Origin of the sequence: Photorhabdus sp. RW14-46 (genome assembly GCF_963887965.1) — a bacterium.
GTDB lineage: Bacteria > Pseudomonadota > Gammaproteobacteria > Enterobacterales > Enterobacteriaceae > Photorhabdus > Photorhabdus laumondii.
This window is the reverse complement of sequence record NZ_CAWPHH010000022.1, coordinates 38,881-55,539: the sequence shown is the minus strand read 5'-3', so window position 1 is coordinate 55,539 and position 16,659 is coordinate 38,881. Positions and strand designations below refer to the sequence as shown.

Genomic DNA, 16,659 nt, shown 5'->3' with positions numbered 1-16,659 from the left:
AGGCATCATGTCTGCATCAGGAGAAGTTTCAACTGCAAGGGACTACATAGGCCACCACCTGAATAACCTTCAGTTGGACCTACGTACCTTTGAGTTGGTCGATCCCAACTCTGGTGGTTCTGCAACGTTCTGGACGTTGAACATTGACTCGCTTTTTTTCTCAGTCGTATTAGGGATTTTATTTCTGTATGTATTCAGAAAGGTTGCGGTTAATGCCACCAGTGGCGTACCTGGCAAACTTCAGACTGCTATAGAATTGATCATGGGTTTTGTTGATAACAGCGTTCGTGATATGTATCACGGCAAGAGCAAGGTTATTGCCCCCTTGGCACTGACAGTGTTCGTTTGGGTGTTATTAATGAACGTGATGGACTTATTGCCAATCGATTTTCTCCCTTATATCGGTGAACATTTCTTTGGTTTACCTGCTCTGCGTGTCGTGCCAACAGCAGATGTCAGTGTTACCTTGTCGATGGCTATTGGTGTCTTTGTCCTCATCCTCTACTACAGCATTAAGATGAAAGGGATTGGTGGTTTTACAAAAGAGCTGACTTTACAGCCTTTTAATCATCCACTGTTTATTCCAATTAACTTAATTCTGGAAGGAGTTAGCCTGCTTTCAAAACCGGTATCACTCGGTCTGCGACTGTTTGGTAACATGTATGCGGGTGAATTGATCTTTATTCTTATAGCTGGTCTGTTACCGTGGTGGTCGCAGTGGTTACTCAGCCTGCCTTGGGCTATTTTCCACATACTGATTATTACGTTACAAGCCTTTATTTTCATGGTTCTGACGATTGTTTATCTGTCGATGGCATCTGAAGAACATTAATTTTTTACCACAATAACTAACTGTGTTTTAACTGAAACAAACTGGAGACTGTCATGGAAAACCTGAATATGGATCTGCTGTACATGGCTGCCGCTGTAATGATGGGCCTAGCGGCAATCGGTGCTGCGATCGGTATCGGCATCCTCGGAGGTAAATTTTTGGAAGGCGCTGCTCGTCAGCCAGATTTAATCCCTCTTCTGCGTACACAGTTCTTTATCGTTATGGGTCTGGTTGACGCCATCCCAATGATTGCTGTGGGCCTTGGCTTGTACGTAATGTTTGCTGTCGCGTAGTTTGTAGAAATAATCTGAAACTACGTCAACTCATTAATTTTAAAAGAGGTATTGTGCTGTGAATATTAATGCAACAATCCTCGGCCAGGCCATTGCGTTTGTCTTGTTTGTTATGTTCTGTATGAAGTTCGTATGGCCACCGATCATGGCGGCCATAGAAAAACGTCAAAAAGAAATTGCTGACGGTTTATCTTCTGCGGAACGTGCCAAAAAGGACCTGGACTTAGCGCAAGCCAATGCGACCGACCAAATGAAGAAAGCGAAAGTGGAAGCTCAGGTCATCATTGAACAGGCTAATAAACAAAAAGCCCAGATCCTTGATGATGCAAAAGCGGAAGCTGAGCAGGAACGTAACAGAATCGTAACGCAAGCTCAGGCAGAAATTGATGCCGAGCGTAAGCGTGCTCGGGAAGAGTTGCGTAAGCAGGTCGCTATGTTGGCTATCGCAGGTGCCGAGAAAATCATCGAACGTTCCGTGGATGAAGCTGCTAATAGCGACATCGTTGATAAACTGGTCGCTGAACTGTAAGGAGGGAGGGGCATGTCTGAATTTGCTACTGTAGCTCGCCCCTACGCCAAAGCAGCTTTTGACTTTGCTGTGGAAAAACAATCGCTTGAACAATGGCAGAATATGCTGGCGTTCACAGCTGAGGTGACTCGTAATGAGCAAGTTGGTGAGCTGCTTTCTGGTTCATTGGCATCGGAAACATTAGCTAATACCTTTATCGCAATTTGCGGTGAACAGGTCGATGAACATGCTCAGAACTTTATTCGTGTTATGGCAGAAAACGGTCGCTTATTGGCATTGCCGGAAGTTTTGCAGCAATTTATTCAATTGCGTGCATCACTTGAATCAACCGTTGATGTTGAAGTGATTTCTGCCACCGAACTGAGAGAACAACAGCTGGCTAAAATTTCTGTAGCGATGGAAAAACGTCTGTCACGCAAAGTTAAGCTGAATTGCAAAATTGATAAGTCTGTTATTGCTGGTGTGGTTGTCCGCGCAGGTGATTTGGTGATCGATGGCAGTATTCGTGGCCGTTTAGATCGCTTAACAGACGTCTTGCAGTCTTAAGGGGACTGGAGCATATGCAACTGAATTCCACCGAAATCAGCGAACTGATCAAGCAGCGCATTGCTCAGTTCAATGTAGTGAGTGAAGCTCACAATGAAGGTACGATTGTATCCGTTAACGACGGTATCATTCGTATTCACGGTTTAGCCGAAGTTATGCAGGGTGAGATGATCGCACTGCCTGGCAATCGTTATGCAATCGCATTGAACTTGGAGCGTGACTCCGTAGGTGCGGTTGTAATGGGTCCGTATGCTGACTTAGCAGAAGGTATGAAGGTCAAATGTACAGGCCGTATTCTTGAAGTACCTGTTGGTCGTGGTCTGCTTGGTCGTGTAGTAAACACGCTGGGTGAGCCAATTGATGGTAAAGGCCCTGTTGAGCATGATGGTTTCTCTGCTGTTGAAATGATCGCTCCTGGTGTTATCGATCGTCAATCTGTTGATCAGCCGGTACAAACTGGTTATAAATCCGTTGACGCTATGATCCCTATCGGTCGTGGTCAACGTGAACTGGTTATCGGTGACCGTCAGACGGGTAAAACAGCACTGGCTATTGACGCAATCATTAACCAACGTGACTCAGGCATAAAATGTGTCTATGTCGCAGTTGGTCAGAAAGCTTCTACTATTGCGAACGTTGTTCGTAAATTAGAGGAGCATGGTGCTCTTGCCAATACTATTGTGGTTGTTGCGACTGCTTCAGAATCTGCGGCATTACAATACCTGGCACCATATTCGGGTTGTGCAATGGGCGAATACTTCCGTGACCGCGGTGAAGATGCGCTGATTGTTTATGATGATTTGTCTAAGCAGGCTGTAGCTTATCGTCAAATTTCTCTGTTGCTCCGTCGTCCGCCAGGACGTGAAGCATTCCCAGGTGACGTTTTCTATCTGCACTCTCGTTTGCTGGAACGTGCTGCACGTGTTAATGCTGAATATGTGGAAAAATTCACCAATGGTGAAGTGAAAGGTAAAACCGGTTCTCTGACGGCCCTGCCTATCATTGAAACTCAGGCAGGTGATGTATCAGCATTCGTACCAACAAACGTTATTTCAATTACTGATGGTCAGATTTTCTTGGAATCTAGTTTGTTCAATGCGGGGATTCGTCCAGCAGTTAACCCAGGGATTTCCGTATCCCGTGTAGGTGGCGCTGCTCAGACTAAAATCGTTAAGAAACTGTCTGGGGGCATTCGTACTGCTCTGGCTCAATATCGCGAACTGGCAGCGTTTTCTCAGTTTGCTTCTGACCTTGATGATGCAACCCGTAAACAGTTGGATCATGGTCAAAAAGTAACTGAATTGCTGAAACAGAAACAGTATGCGCCAATGTCTGTTGCACAGCAGTCATTGTCTCTGTTTTCTGCGGAACGTGGTTATCTGGAAGATATCGAAATTGCTAAGGTTATTGATTTCGAATCTGCGTTGCTTGCATATGCCAACCGTGAACATGCTGATCTTCTAAAAGAGATTGACCAGTCTGGTGGTTACAACGAAGAGATCGAAGCAAAGCTGAAAGCTCTGCTGGATTCCTTCAAGGCAACTCAGTCCTGGTAACACTATTCGGCCCGGTTTAATTAAACATGGGCCGTCTGGTTAATGAGGAGAATCAGGAATGGCCGGCGCAAAAGAGATACGTACCAAGATCGCCAGCGTGCAAAACACGCAAAAAATCACTAAAGCGATGGAGATGGTTGCTGCGTCCAAAATGCGTAAAACGCAGGATCGCATGGCGGCCAGCCGTCCTTATGCAGAAACCATACGCAGCGTGATTGGTCACCTTGCGTTAGGTAATCTGGAATATAAACATCCGTACCTTGAAGAGCGTGAAACCAAACGTGTCGGGTATCTGGTTGTTTCTACCGATCGTGGCTTGTGCGGTGGTTTGAATACTAATCTGTTCAAAAAACTGCTTTCAGAAATGAAAGACTGGTCTGATAAAGATGTCCAGTGTGAGCTGGCGCTTATCGGCTCTAAGGCTACCTCTTTCTTTGCTTCTGTTGGGGGTAACGTTGTTGCTCAGGTAACAGGCATGGGAGATAACCCTTCACTGTCTGAATTGATCGGGCCAGTGAATATCATGCTGCGGGCATACGATGAGGGACGTCTGGATAAACTGTATGTGGTGACAAACAAGTTCATCAATACAATGTCCCAGGAACCGACCATTACTCAGTTATTACCTCTGCCTGCCGGAGATGATGAAACACTGAAGAAGAAATCCTGGGATTATTTATACGAACCTGATCCTAAGGCGTTGCTAGATATACTGCTGCGTCGTTATGTAGAATCGCAGGTTTATCAGGGCGTCGTTGAAAACCTGGCTAGTGAACAGGCCGCACGAATGGTGGCGATGAAAGCCGCAACTGATAATGGTGGCAGCCTGATCAAAGAGTTGCAGTTGGTTTATAACAAAGCTCGTCAGGCCAGCATAACTCAGGAGCTGACCGAGATTGTCTCGGGTGCTTCCGCGGTTTAACAGCTAGGTTTATGAATTACGTAGAGGATTCAAGATGGCTACTGGAAAGATTATCCAGGTAATCGGCGCCGTGGTGGACGTCGAATTCCCTCAAGATACCGTACCAAAAGTATACGATGCTCTTGAGGTTCAAAACGGCGAAGCTAAGCTGGTGCTGGAAGTTCAGCAGCAGTTGGGCGGCGGCGTTGTTCGTTGTATTGCAATGGGTACTTCTGATGGCTTAAGCCGTGGTTTAAGTGTCACTGATTTAGGCCACCCAATTGAAGTTCCGGTTGGTAAAGCGACATTGGGCCGTATCATGAACGTATTGGGTGAACCAATCGACATGAAAGGCGATATCGGTGAAGAAGAGCGTTGGGCTATTCATCGTCCGGCTCCAAGCTATGAAGAATTATCTAACTCTCAAGAACTACTGGAAACCGGTATTAAGGTAATGGACCTAATTTGTCCATTCGCTAAGGGTGGTAAAGTTGGTCTGTTTGGTGGTGCGGGTGTAGGTAAAACCGTAAACATGATGGAGTTGATCCGTAACATTGCGATTGAGCATTCGGGTTACTCTGTATTTGCCGGTGTAGGTGAACGTACTCGTGAAGGTAACGACTTCTACCACGAAATGACTGACTCTAATGTACTGGATAAAGTATCTCTGGTATATGGTCAGATGAACGAGCCGCCAGGAAACCGTCTGCGTGTTGCGTTGACGGGTCTAACAATGGCTGAGAAGTTCCGTGATGAAGGCCGCGATGTTCTGTTATTTGTTGATAACATCTATCGTTATACCTTGGCAGGTACTGAAGTATCCGCACTACTTGGTCGTATGCCATCTGCGGTAGGTTATCAGCCAACTCTGGCGGAAGAAATGGGTGTTCTGCAAGAACGTATTACTTCTACCAAAACCGGCTCTATCACTTCCGTACAGGCTGTTTACGTACCTGCGGATGACTTGACTGACCCATCTCCAGCGACGACTTTCGCCCACTTGGATGCGACCGTAGTACTGAGCCGTCAAATTGCTTCTTTGGGTATTTATCCTGCGGTTGATCCGTTGGATTCTACCAGTCGTCAGCTCGATCCATTGGTTGTTGGTCAAGAGCACTATAATGTTGCTCGTGGCGTTCAGTCTATCCTGCAACGTTATCAGGAACTGAAAGATATTATCGCTATCTTGGGTATGGATGAACTGTCAGAAGACGATAAGCTAGTAGTTGCGCGTGCTCGTAAGATCCAGCGCTTCCTGTCTCAGCCGTTCTTCGTTGCAGAAGTCTTTACTGGTTCACCAGGTAAGTTCGTTTCCCTGAAAGATACTATCCGTGGCTTTAAAGGTATCTTAGACGGCGACTATGACCACCTACCAGAACAGGCATTCTACATGGTAGGTACCATCGAAGAAGCTGTGGAAAAAGCGAAGAAACTTTAATACGGCTGACCGGAGGTTGACATGGCTGCAATGACTTACCATCTGAATGTTGTCAGTGCTGAAAGCCGGATGTTTGAAGGCTTGGTACAGAAAATTCAGGTGACAGGTAGTGAAGGTGAACTGGGTATTTACCCAGGGCATGCTCCGCTACTGACTGCCATAAAACCTGGCATGGTACGTATTGTTAAGCAGTTCGGTGAAGAAGAGGTCATTTACCTTTCTGGGGGTATCCTTGAGGTACAACCGAGCGGCGTTATCGTACTGGCTGACACTGCGATCCGTGGTAAAGATTTGGATGAAGCTAAGGCGTTGGAATCTAAACGTAAAGCTGAAGAACACATCCGTAATTCTCACGGTGATGTTGACTATGCTCAGGCATCAGCTGAATTGTCTAAAGCGATTGCGAAACTTCGTGTAATCGAGTTAACAAAAAAAGCGATGTAATATAGGCAGTTAAATAAAAAAGCCAGTTGGTGCGAGCTAACTGGCTTTTTTGTATTGCGAAATATGTAGTAATTTATCTTATAAGCAGGTTTACTTTTCTCTCTTAAATTGGAGTTATCGGGTTTCTTATGTCTAACAGTGCAAAAAGTGTTGTGATCCTTGCCGCGGGTAAAGGAACCCGCATGTACTCTGATCTCCCTAAAGTGCTGCACTTGCTGGCCGGTAAACCTATGGTTCAGCATGTGATTGATACTGCAATGGCATTAGGGGCTAAAAATGTTCATCTAGTTTATGGACATGGTGGTGACCTGATAGAGCAAACCCTTTCTGATCAAACACTGAACTGGGTATTACAAGCAGAGCAGTTAGGGACTGGTCATGCGATGCAGCAGGCAGCACCACATTTCGCTGGTGATGAAGATATTTTAATATTGTATGGCGACGTACCGCTTATTGGTGCAGATACCCTTGAACGCCTACTCGCTGTTAAACCTGAGGGTGGTATCGGTTTATTGACAGCAATTTTGGACAATCCAACAGGTTATGGTCGTATTGTTCGTGAAAACGGAGAAGTAACGGGCATCATTGAGCAAAAAGACGCGACTGAAGAACAACGTAAAATCAATGAAATAAACACAGGTATTTTGGTTGCTAATGGTAGTGATTTAAAACGTTGGTTGTCCCAATTGGATAACAACAATGTTCAGGGTGAATATTACCTTACTGATGTGATTGCGTTGGCTTATAAAGAAGGTAGAAAAATTGAAGCGGTGCATCCAACTCGCTTGAGTGAAATGGAAGGTGTAAATAACCGTCTTCAACTTTCCGCTCTTGAACGGATTTATCAATCTGAGCAAGCGGAACAATTATTACTAGCGGGTGTTATGTTGTTGGATCCTGCCCGTTTTGATTTACGTGGTACATTAATTCATGGCCGTGATGTGGTTATTGACACTAATGTCATTATTGAGGGTAATGTAACCCTTGGTAATAACGTACAGATTGGTACCGGTTGTGTGTTGAAGAATTGCATCATTGGTGATGATTCTATTATTAGCCCCTATACAATAGTTGAAGATTCTGAAATGGAAACTGGTTGTACTGTTGGGCCTTTTGCACGTTTGCGTCCCGGTTCTAAACTTGCTGAAAAAGCCCATGTAGGGAATTTCGTTGAGATGAAGAAATCTTATCTGGGTAAAGGTTCTAAAGCTGGACATTTGACTTATCTTGGCGACGCAGATATTGGTCGTGATGTAAATATTGGTGCAGGTACTATTACCTGTAATTACGACGGCGCTAATAAATTTAAGACCATTATTGGTGACAATGTTTTTGTTGGCTCTGATACTCAGCTTGTTGCTCCGGTGATTGTTGCTAAAGGCGCTACAATCGGAGCGGGGACAACAGTGACAAAAAACATCGCTGAAAATGAGCTGGTTGTAAGCAGAACTAAACAAACACATATTCAAGGGTGGAAACGCCCTGTGAAGGAAAAAAAATAAAATAATAATCCCCACTCTACAGGCTCGGGGACCGGAAAAACCGGAAAACAATCAGGCTCTTGACATATAAAGGGCTTTCATCAGCCCTATTTTTAGGAATAAAACTGATGTGTGGAATTGTTGGTGCAGTAGCACAACGAGATATTGCCGAAATCCTGATTGAAGGACTTCGTCGTTTGGAATACCGTGGTTACGACTCCGCTGGTTTGGCGGTTGTTGATAACGAAAAAAATATGTTCCGCCTGCGTGAAGTCGGTAAGGTACAAGTACTTGCTGATGAGGTTGATAAGCAGCCAGTCCTTGGTGGGACAGGTATTGCTCATACCCGTTGGGCTACACACGGCGAACCGAACGAGAAAAATGCTCACCCGCATGTATCTGATTATATTGCTGTTGTTCACAACGGTATTATTGAAAACTATGAAGAATTACGCGTTCAATTAATTGCACTCGGTTATCAGTTTATCTCGGATACTGATACAGAAGTTATTGCTCACCTTGTTCATTGGGAACAAAAACAAGGTGGTACTTTGTTGGAAGCTATTCAACGAGTTATTCCTCGGTTGCGTGGTGCTTATGGTGCAGTCATCATGGATAGCCGTGATCCTGGAACAATAATTGCTGCAAGATCGGGCAGTCCTTTAGTTATAGGCTTGGGCGTTGGAGAAAACTTTCTGGCGTCTGATCAGTTGGCGCTATTGCCTGTTACTCGTCGTTTTATCTTCCTTGAGGAGGGGGATATCGCTGAAGTCACTCGTCGTACTGTGCGTATTTTTAATACTCAGGGCAAACCGGTTGAACGGGAACAGATTGAATCCAATATTCAGTACGATGCTGGTGACAAAGGTATCTACCGTCATTACATGCAAAAAGAGATCTATGAACAGCCAATGGCAATTAAAAGCACTTTGGAAAGGCGCTTGAGTCATGGACAAGTAGATCTGTCTGAACTTGGCCCTAATGCAGCTAAATTATTAGCTAAAGTAGAGCATATTCAGATTGTTGCCTGTGGTACATCCTATAACGCAGGTATGGTTTCCCGTTATTGGTTTGAAGCATTGGCTGGTATTCCTTGTGATGTGGAAATTGCTTCTGAATTTCGTTACCGCAAATCAGCACGCCGTTCAGGAAGCTTACTGATCACATTGTCTCAATCGGGTGAAACTGCGGATACATTAGCAGCACTGCGTTTATCCAAAGAACTTGGCTATCTCACATCGTTAACTGTCTGTAACGTAGCGGGTTCTTCATTAGTACGTGAATCTGATTTTGCTCTGATGACCAAAGCTGGTGCAGAAATTGGTGTTGCTTCAACTAAGGCATTTACAACTCAGTTGACAGTATTACTGATGCTGGTGGCTTACCTTGGACGTTTGAAAGGTGTTGATGCAGAACAGGAGCAAGAAATTGTTCATGCATTACATGCATTGCCAAGCCGTATCGAAGGCATGTTATCGAAAGATAAAATTATTGAAGTGCTGGCGGAAGATTTTTCTGACAAACACCACGCTTTATTCCTTGGCCGTGGTGATCAATATCCGATTGCGGTTGAAGGTGCTCTGAAATTAAAAGAGATTTCTTATATCCATGCTGAGGCTTATGCTGCCGGTGAATTAAAACATGGGCCATTGGCACTGATTGATGCAGATATGCCGGTTATCATTGTAGCACCGAACAATGAATTGCTAGAAAAACTGAAATCTAATATCGAAGAAGTACGTGCCCGTGGTGGATTGCTATATGTTTTTGCTGATCAGGACGCGGGTTTTACCGATAGTGAAGGAATGAAGATTATTCCATTGCCGCATGTTGAAGAGCTGATTGCACCAATATTTTATACAGTACCACTGCAATTGCTTTCCTATCATGTTGCTCTGATCAAAGGAACTGATGTTGATCAGCCTCGTAATTTGGCTAAATCAGTGACTGTAGAATAATCGTTTTATAGTAAGAAGTTGAAATAAGCCTCTGTACATTAAAAATACAGAGGCTTTTTTTTGAACTGAGAAAATTTCTCATTATTTTCTTGCCGATAAAAATGAATCACGCTATTGTAATGTTATATTATTACAATTTGGCGAAATTATGAAACCAGATATCCATCCAAACTATCGGGTAGTTGTATTTCACGATACCAGTGCTAATGCCTATTTTACAATTGGCTCCACGATTCGCACAGAACGGACAATTACTCTGAATGGGGAAGAGTATCCATATGTCACTGTTGATGTGTCATCGGAATCACACCCTTTCTATACGGGTAAGCAGAAAACTTTATCTCAGGAAGGCAGCACTGCGCGATTCCAGAAAAAATTCGGGCGTTTTATTGGTAATAAATAAATTGAGAGATCATGGAAAAATGCAGGTGTTAAGTTCACTTAAAACAGCAAAAACTCGTCATCCGGATTGTAAAATCGTCAGCCGTCGTGGTCGATTATATGTTATTTGTAAATCTAATCCGCGTTTTAAGGCAGTTCAGGGAAAGAAAAAGAAACGTTGATATCCAATTGCTAATGGTAGAACTCGCAGCTTATAACTGCGGGTTTATTGTCCATATTTAATTTTACTTCTGATTATCTTGAAAATAACTGACCTAAACTTTATTTGGGAGTGTAGTTAGCGTAATTAAGTTTAAGATAACTAACCTCAGCTTTATTTAAGGATAGCTGTTTCAAAGTTACGCAAATTTAAGCTCGGCTTTTTCGGCTGAAAAGTGTAGGCACCCCAAATTTGGGGTGCAGTTCGCAATATGGGCTTATTATTCATAGGGTAGAGTCCCGGTGATAACACTGGAAACATGAAGACAGAATACTGACAAATCTTTGCGCTTTTATGTTTCATAGAGTGTGTTCTGTTGCAGATAGAAAACCTTGTGATATTCCCGAATGATGTTGGTTAGACGTCCATGTCTGAATTAGTATGAGATCAATGGCTAATAATGTTTGTGGTTACGCATCCTGTCATCACTTCGGTTGTTCCGGCCATACGATATCAGGGGCAATTGAGCAATCCACCCGACTGAGCAACACCCTGTGTTTACGCCATCCAGTTAGTATGGTTTGTTCTTTATCCGTAGCAATATCTAAATCAACCGCGTCCTGTAATGGTGCAATAGTATTTGCGGCCTGTGACATCAGATACTGTTTCTTTCGTTCTGCCGAACGTTGCAGTTCTTTTTGAGATGGCGGCGGAATATCACCCCATGCAGGTAACCCATCAGAATCGGCAATACGGCGCTTTCCTACCGGTGGGCCATTCGACGCGAATTCTAAATAAATTTTCTCACTTACCTCAATACCATCTTCAGGCCATGAGTCAGAAGCCATATATCGTTGTTTTAGTTCAACCGGATAAAATGAATTTGATTTTGGGCTATAAATATACCTCATTTAATACCCCACAACATAAATCATAGGTCGATATTGACGATTATATGCACCACCTGTAACTAATTGCAGCTCCACAGTGACTGATGCTTTATCCCAGTCAATAACTTGCCAAAAACCGTCAGCGTGGACGTCATATTTAGGTATTTTGGTTGACACCTGAACATTTAAAATACCTGTTGGAAAAGTTATTGGTAACGGAACCTGCATTGAGAGTTCTTCTGTCGCGATTTCACCTGTCGTCCATGCTGTAATGACCCCGGTGTTATGATCTTGAATCCATCCCGCAGTTTCCAAAAGTGTCGAATCTTTAACCAATTGGGGAACCCACCCGCCCCATGTGTTTCCTCTATCCCAAGATTGCCGAGCGGCTTCTTGTCCATGATGAGATGTGTAACGCTGGAAAATAACGTTACCTCCATTCAATGCTTCCAAAATTCCATCTCCGTATAAATACCCTGCGGAATTCAGCGGAAAATCTGGGACAGAAGACGGATTTGAAACAGTTACGTCATAGAATCCACTCAATACATAATTACTAAACCGACTACCGTTTCCAATGGTTCCCAAACTGGTAACATTCATTGCTCCGATGTCAGCAACATTCAAAGAGATATCATTAGTCAGTGCTCTTCCATTGATTTTCCTGCTACTAGGCACCGAATTTTTCGCCAAATTCACTGTTTCTATCAAACCAAGCTCACTCGTAGTTGGTTTATTCAGGGTGTTATATTCTTGGGCCCAAGGTGTCCACGGTAAATTATGATATTGGCCGCGCGTATATACCCGACTGCTGTTATAAACAAAATAGCGTTGAGTCACAGCATTATTTTTCAGAACGACAAGTGAACCTGCAAGTGGTTCAGGATAGTTATTACCTGCTCCCGCTTGTACATTTAAACTCTGATAATAAAGACCTGGTGTTTGATAATCATTTAAATCGGCTTTGTCGGGGATGGATATTGCCTGCCCATTAAAAATATCCTGAGACGTAATATTGATATCCTCAGTCAGAACTTTGCCATTCACTTTCCGGCTATTCGGCACTGCTCCTTTAGCCAAATTCATCGTTTCTATCAAACCAAGGTTTTTAAAAACTCGCCAATCCGTGATAATTTCGACAATAATAGTCTCATACTGGTATTAGGCAGGGTTACATATGGCGAAGATTGGCTATATTCGGGTGTCAACAAATGACCAAAACAGTGATTTACAGCGAAACGCATTGATAAGTATAAATTGTGAGCAAATTTTTGAGGATAAAATTAGTGGAAAAACATCCAACAGACCAGGTTTAAAACGAGCTTTAAAACAACTTAAAAAAGGTGACACTCTAGTTGTTTGGAAACTAGATAGATTGGGGCGTAGCGTAAAAAATATGGTAACTTTAATTTCTGATTTAAGTGAACGCGGTATTCATTTTCAAAGCTTGACTGATAGCATTGATACCAGCACTTCTATGGGGAGATTTTTCTTTCACATTATGAGTGCACTGGCTGAAATGGAACGGGAATTAATCGTTGAAAGAACGAATGCAGGATTAATAGCGGCTCGTGCCCAAGGGCGAATTGGTGGTAGACCAGTATCACTTTCATTCGTTGAACAACAACAAGCAGCAAGATTGCTGGCGAAAGGCCACACACGGAAACAGTTATCATTAATTTACAACATATCGTTATCTACAATATATAAATATTTTCCAGTAAATAAAACAAATTGTCGATCAAATTAGTATTTGCAGTGCGGCTAGTTAAATGTTTAATTTTGTATTCGTAATGTCCAAGGCTAATTGGTTATTAATTTATGCAAAATATATCACGTTTCTTTTCTATACAAAAAACGTCTGCCGCACTATAAGATAAAGAAACAACGGAATAAGTTGACAATCAGCTATTGCTAGCAAAAGAATCTATTGTGTATGAAATCCACTGCATCTGGACGTTTTTAGGTAACGAATTGCCATCAGCATAGGATTTATACATCTAAGTAAATTAATTTACACTTGAAAAGTGTGTCAGTACCTGGAAATCATTAGGTAAACGCGACCAATAAAGTTGATTTCATTAATTGCACAATCAAAAGTTACGTCATTATCACAAACTCGGATCTTACTGACTGGGATTTTTGTAATTTTTTTAATGCTGTGCATGCCTTCAATATCAATTAACCATAAACCATCCTGAACATCATGTTCTTCTGTATCTAGCAAATACCAGGTATTATTATTATCGATAATAAGAGGTTTTTTTATTTCTCTGGCAATAAGTTGATTATCTAAAATCACTGGGTCGTCATCGCTTAGCTTTCCACCAACCAATTTAACGCGTTGTATTTTTGGGGTAATAATGTTTTTTAAAGATTCCTTTTTCTTTTCTCGATCAGGGAACATCTCTCCTTGTCCTGTGCTTAGCCATAACAATGAAGCATTGGTTTCAAGGTTGCATTGAATAACCCAATCGGCTGGAAAGCTGTCCCTTAAATAACGGTTCGCCATTGTGCTTTTAGACACACCTAAATGGTCGCTCAATGCTTGACGCGATTTAAACCCATATGCACTAACAAGGCGTTCGATAGCTTGTTTTCCTCCACTATCTGCACCCATTTTTATCTCAGTTATGTTTTTTTTCATTGAAAGTACAGTTTGGTGAGTTTGCCATCTCCACAAAGCCCTCTGATTAAGAGCTATAGTGATCCCAAATAAATTTATTAGATCCGATAGGGGATATTGCATCATGGGCATATAAATTTCAATCTATATACTTTGTGAAACTATATCATCTAAATAAAGAGAAAAAATCTTCTAATCGATAAAATAAGAAAAACTTATTAATTACAATGGATTGTGATTGGAAAGAAACCTTTTTAACCATTAATTATTTCAATAAAAACAATAATTAATATATTAACACTATCAAATATAGTTCTCAAAAAAGATGAAAAACCACTTTAAATTTTTCTAATCAAAGTGTACTGTTCTTATATACAGTTATGTTATGCGGAGGTAAGTTTGTCAGTGGACTTTCTTATGGAATCAGTAATAGCGCAACGTATTAATTTTATAGCCAGAATGGCAACGAGCTGTGAATGTAATCATGCTGAAGATAAAGAACTTGCTTTAGTTTGGATTGCTGAGTTGTCGACACCACTTGCAGAACAACTTATTAACCACCACGAAACGCTTGAAGAATAAATGCGGCAGATAAATGTGGGAATTCTGTATGATAAATAATCTAAAGTTTCTAAGTTGATAATGATTGCATTGGAAAATGAGCTGAGAAATAGACTTTGCCTATGAACTCAGCAAATTTTGGAAGATATGATTAATTATAAATTAGCCACTGAAAAGTGGCTTCTTGCTTCTCATTTGTACTGTTTCCTTAACAATATTGTTTCATTGGTTCTCTCCCACTATTCAGCGCACCATAACACTTTAACTTAACAATATTGACTAAATTAGAGGGGGGTATACCTAATGAAAATAATTGCACAGCAGAATGATACTGTTGATGCTTTATGCTGGCGTCATTATGGTCGGACTCAAGGCATGACAGAACAGGTACTATTAGTTAACCCAGGTTTGGCTGAATACGGTGTAATCCTGCCGCATGGCACAGAAGTTGAGATGCCGGAAATTATGACAGCTACAACGAAACCTATTTTGCAACTATGGGATTAAAGATATCCATACTAATTTGATGGTTTTAAACAGAGTTATCACTCTATATCAGGAAATTAAACTTATCTATTCTGGCTAGATAAATATACAGTTGAACTGGAACGTTATACTTAATATATAGTCAAGCAGCGCAAAATTGAATTTTTTCAACTATTAGAGTCAAACTTTAACAAAAGAATTACCTAGTAACATAGATTACATAAAGGCCCTTCTCGATTACGGGAAGGGCTTTTTAATTTATGTTGTTATATTTTCCCTTTTCAAGAAACTTGTTTTGTCTTTCTTACAATTCCTCTTTGATGTTGGCAACTGTCTTTGCTGGCATTCTTTCATACATAAACCCACAACCACCAAATGGCATTTTTCCAAACATGGATACACAACTAACAGAACTTTTGCGCTTATTGCGTAATCTGATCAGAACTGGTGTTGTTACCGAGGTAGATACCAACCGGGGAGTGTGCCGGATTGCAACAGGCAATCTCGAAACTGACTGGCGGCCTTGGTTAACAATGCGAGCAGGTAATTCCCGAACTTGGTGGGCTCCCAGCCGTGGTGAGCAAGTTTTGCTGTTATCTGTTGGTGGTGAATTGACCACCTCCTTTGTATTGCCAGCTATTTATTCTAATCAATTTCCGGAGCCATCGACTTTTGACCATATTGATTTTCCTGATAGTGGATTACCAGCCATCTATTCTAATCAATCTGCGGCACCATCGGGTCGTTCTGAACAAGCTGTTCATATTGTTTTTCCTGATGGGGCAAGAATGGAATATGAGCCGAAATTTGGAGCCTTAAAGGTAACAGGTATTAAGACTGCTAAGGTACAGGCTTCATATTCTATAGATCTTGAAGCGACGAATATAAAACTAAAAGCAAACAACGAAATAAAACTAGAGTCATATAACGAGATTAAATTGGAGTCATACAACGAGATTGGGCTGGATGCAAAAAACAAAATTGACTTGAAAGCACTCAACAAGATTGGGCTGGATGCAAAAAAAGAGCTCGAACTGAAATCACATGAAGTCAAGTGTGAAGCAGAAGAAAAAATCGAATTGAAGGCATCAGAACTGACGTTGAAAGGAAACACGAAACTAGAAGGTAATGTCGAAAATACAGGCGGAAAACTCAGTTCTAATGGTGTGACCTTACATTCTCACCAACATACCGGCGTTATGGCAGGCGGTGCAACAACAGGAGGCCCAGTATAATGATGTACCTTGGAATGAATCGACAAACCGGTCGTAGCCTGACGGATTTGGATCATGTACGCCAGTCTGTCAGCGACATCTTACTAACCCCCGTTGGTAGTCGTTTGGAACGTCGTACTTATGGCTCCCTGCTACCCGAATTAATTGACTGGCCACAGAACGCGGCTCTACGCCTGCAAATGATGGCAGCCACCTATACAGCTATCAGCCGCTGGGAACCGAGAATTAATCTGACAGCTATCACCATAAATACCCAACAAGACGGCAAAATGACAGTAGATATCTCTGGTCATTATCAGCTGTCCCCTGGGGGGTTTTCTCTATCTATCCCTGTGAGGTAAA

Annotated in this window: 20 protein-coding genes; 17 read left to right on the top strand and 3 right to left on the bottom strand. The window is 42.1% G+C overall.

Features of this window, described 5'->3' with window-relative positions; all coding sequences use genetic code 11:
* The first annotated feature begins 7 nt into the window (after window positions 1–7).
* The 12 genes from atpB (at window position 8) to ykgO (ending at window position 10,541) form a co-directional block, all read left to right on the top strand.
* The gene (gene atpB, locus AACQ38_RS16550; protein WP_011144458.1) at window positions 8–832 is read left to right on the top strand and encodes a F0F1 ATP synthase subunit A; all 825 of its coding nucleotides are present in this window, start codon (window positions 8–10) and stop codon (window positions 830–832) included.
* A 53-nt stretch (window positions 833–885) separates the two neighbouring features.
* Complete coding sequence (gene atpE / locus AACQ38_RS16545; RefSeq protein ID WP_000429386.1) at window positions 886–1,125, top strand: F0F1 ATP synthase subunit C; 240 nt, start codon at window positions 886–888, stop codon at window positions 1,123–1,125.
* A gap of 58 nt (window positions 1,126–1,183) precedes the next feature.
* A complete protein-coding gene (atpF, locus tag AACQ38_RS16540) occupies window positions 1,184–1,654 on the top strand; it encodes a F0F1 ATP synthase subunit B (protein WP_011144457.1) in 471 nt (156 codons plus the stop codon).
* Between the two features lie 12 nt (window positions 1,655–1,666).
* Window positions 1,667–2,200 carry a F0F1 ATP synthase subunit delta gene (gene atpH / locus AACQ38_RS16535; protein WP_011144456.1) on the top strand — a complete coding sequence of 178 codons (534 nt, stop codon included), beginning with the start codon at window positions 1,667–1,669 and terminating at the stop codon, window positions 2,198–2,200.
* A gap of 14 nt (window positions 2,201–2,214) precedes the next feature.
* Complete coding sequence (atpA, locus tag AACQ38_RS16530) at window positions 2,215–3,756, top strand: F0F1 ATP synthase subunit alpha (RefSeq protein WP_011144455.1); 1,542 nt, start codon at window positions 2,215–2,217, stop codon at window positions 3,754–3,756.
* A 58-nt stretch (window positions 3,757–3,814) separates the two neighbouring features.
* Window positions 3,815–4,678 carry a F0F1 ATP synthase subunit gamma gene (gene atpG / locus AACQ38_RS16525; protein ID WP_011144454.1) on the top strand — a complete coding sequence of 288 codons (864 nt, stop codon included), beginning with the start codon at window positions 3,815–3,817 and terminating at the stop codon, window positions 4,676–4,678.
* Window positions 4,679–4,712: 34 nt separating this feature from the next.
* Window positions 4,713–6,095 carry a F0F1 ATP synthase subunit beta gene (gene atpD / locus AACQ38_RS16520; protein WP_011144453.1) on the top strand — a complete coding sequence of 461 codons (1,383 nt, stop codon included), beginning with the start codon at window positions 4,713–4,715 and terminating at the stop codon, window positions 6,093–6,095.
* 21 nt (window positions 6,096–6,116) lie between these two features.
* On the top strand, window positions 6,117–6,539 hold the full coding sequence (locus tag AACQ38_RS16515) for a F0F1 ATP synthase subunit epsilon (protein WP_011144452.1): 423 nt from the start codon (window positions 6,117–6,119) through the stop codon (window positions 6,537–6,539).
* A gap of 128 nt (window positions 6,540–6,667) precedes the next feature.
* On the top strand, window positions 6,668–8,041 hold the full coding sequence (gene glmU / locus AACQ38_RS16510; protein ID WP_011144451.1) for a bifunctional UDP-N-acetylglucosamine diphosphorylase/glucosamine-1-phosphate N-acetyltransferase GlmU: 1,374 nt from the start codon (window positions 6,668–6,670) through the stop codon (window positions 8,039–8,041).
* Between the two features lie 107 nt (window positions 8,042–8,148).
* Entirely contained in the window at window positions 8,149–9,978 is a 1,830-nt protein-coding gene (gene glmS / locus AACQ38_RS16505) for a glutamine--fructose-6-phosphate transaminase (isomerizing) (RefSeq protein WP_011144450.1), read from the top strand.
* A 148-nt stretch (window positions 9,979–10,126) separates the two neighbouring features.
* Window positions 10,127–10,381 (top strand): type B 50S ribosomal protein L31, encoded by a 255-nt coding sequence (locus tag AACQ38_RS16500; protein WP_011144449.1) that lies wholly within the window; start codon window positions 10,127–10,129, stop codon window positions 10,379–10,381.
* Between the two features lie 19 nt (window positions 10,382–10,400).
* Window positions 10,401–10,541 carry a type B 50S ribosomal protein L36 gene (gene ykgO / locus AACQ38_RS16495; RefSeq protein ID WP_012776225.1) on the top strand — a complete coding sequence of 47 codons (141 nt, stop codon included), beginning with the start codon at window positions 10,401–10,403 and terminating at the stop codon, window positions 10,539–10,541.
* A gap of 463 nt (window positions 10,542–11,004) precedes the next feature.
* Here ykgO and AACQ38_RS16490 read toward each other — a convergent pair whose 3' ends face one another.
* Together AACQ38_RS16490 and AACQ38_RS16485 are read right to left on the bottom strand one after the other, a co-directional pair.
* Entirely contained in the window at window positions 11,005–11,430 is a 426-nt protein-coding gene (locus AACQ38_RS16490; RefSeq protein ID WP_165578608.1) for a tail fiber assembly protein, read from the bottom strand.
* Window positions 11,431–12,489: a pyocin knob domain-containing protein gene (locus AACQ38_RS16485; protein ID WP_165578607.1), complete on the bottom strand. Its 1,059-nt coding sequence runs from the start codon at window positions 12,487–12,489 to the stop codon at window positions 11,431–11,433.
* 97 nt (window positions 12,490–12,586) lie between these two features.
* Between AACQ38_RS16485 and AACQ38_RS16480 the strand changes: the two genes are divergently transcribed.
* Window positions 12,587–13,159 (top strand): recombinase family protein, encoded by a 573-nt coding sequence (locus AACQ38_RS16480; protein ID WP_011144442.1) that lies wholly within the window; start codon window positions 12,587–12,589, stop codon window positions 13,157–13,159.
* A 282-nt stretch (window positions 13,160–13,441) separates the two neighbouring features.
* On the opposite strand, the gene AACQ38_RS16475 is transcribed toward AACQ38_RS16480, so the two are convergent.
* The gene (locus AACQ38_RS16475) at window positions 13,442–14,056 is read right to left on the bottom strand and encodes a helix-turn-helix domain-containing protein (RefSeq protein ID WP_109791928.1); all 615 of its coding nucleotides are present in this window, start codon (window positions 14,054–14,056) and stop codon (window positions 13,442–13,444) included.
* A gap of 396 nt (window positions 14,057–14,452) precedes the next feature.
* On the opposite strand from AACQ38_RS16475, the gene AACQ38_RS16470 reads away from it, so the two are divergent.
* From AACQ38_RS16470 to AACQ38_RS16455, 4 genes are all read left to right on the top strand, one after another.
* Complete coding sequence (locus AACQ38_RS16470; protein ID WP_164488458.1) at window positions 14,453–14,617, top strand: hypothetical protein; 165 nt, start codon at window positions 14,453–14,455, stop codon at window positions 14,615–14,617.
* Between the two features lie 282 nt (window positions 14,618–14,899).
* On the top strand, window positions 14,900–15,103 hold the full coding sequence (locus AACQ38_RS16465) for a tail protein X (protein ID WP_011144439.1): 204 nt from the start codon (window positions 14,900–14,902) through the stop codon (window positions 15,101–15,103).
* 371 nt (window positions 15,104–15,474) lie between these two features.
* Window positions 15,475–16,317 (top strand): phage baseplate assembly protein V, encoded by an 843-nt coding sequence (locus tag AACQ38_RS16460; protein ID WP_011144438.1) that lies wholly within the window; start codon window positions 15,475–15,477, stop codon window positions 16,315–16,317.
* On the top strand, window positions 16,317–16,658 hold the full coding sequence (locus AACQ38_RS16455; protein WP_011144437.1) for a GPW/gp25 family protein: 342 nt from the start codon (window positions 16,317–16,319) through the stop codon (window positions 16,656–16,658). The genes AACQ38_RS16460 and AACQ38_RS16455 overlap by 1 nt, the downstream gene beginning before the upstream one ends.
* The last annotated feature ends 1 nt before the right edge of the window (window position 16,659 follow it).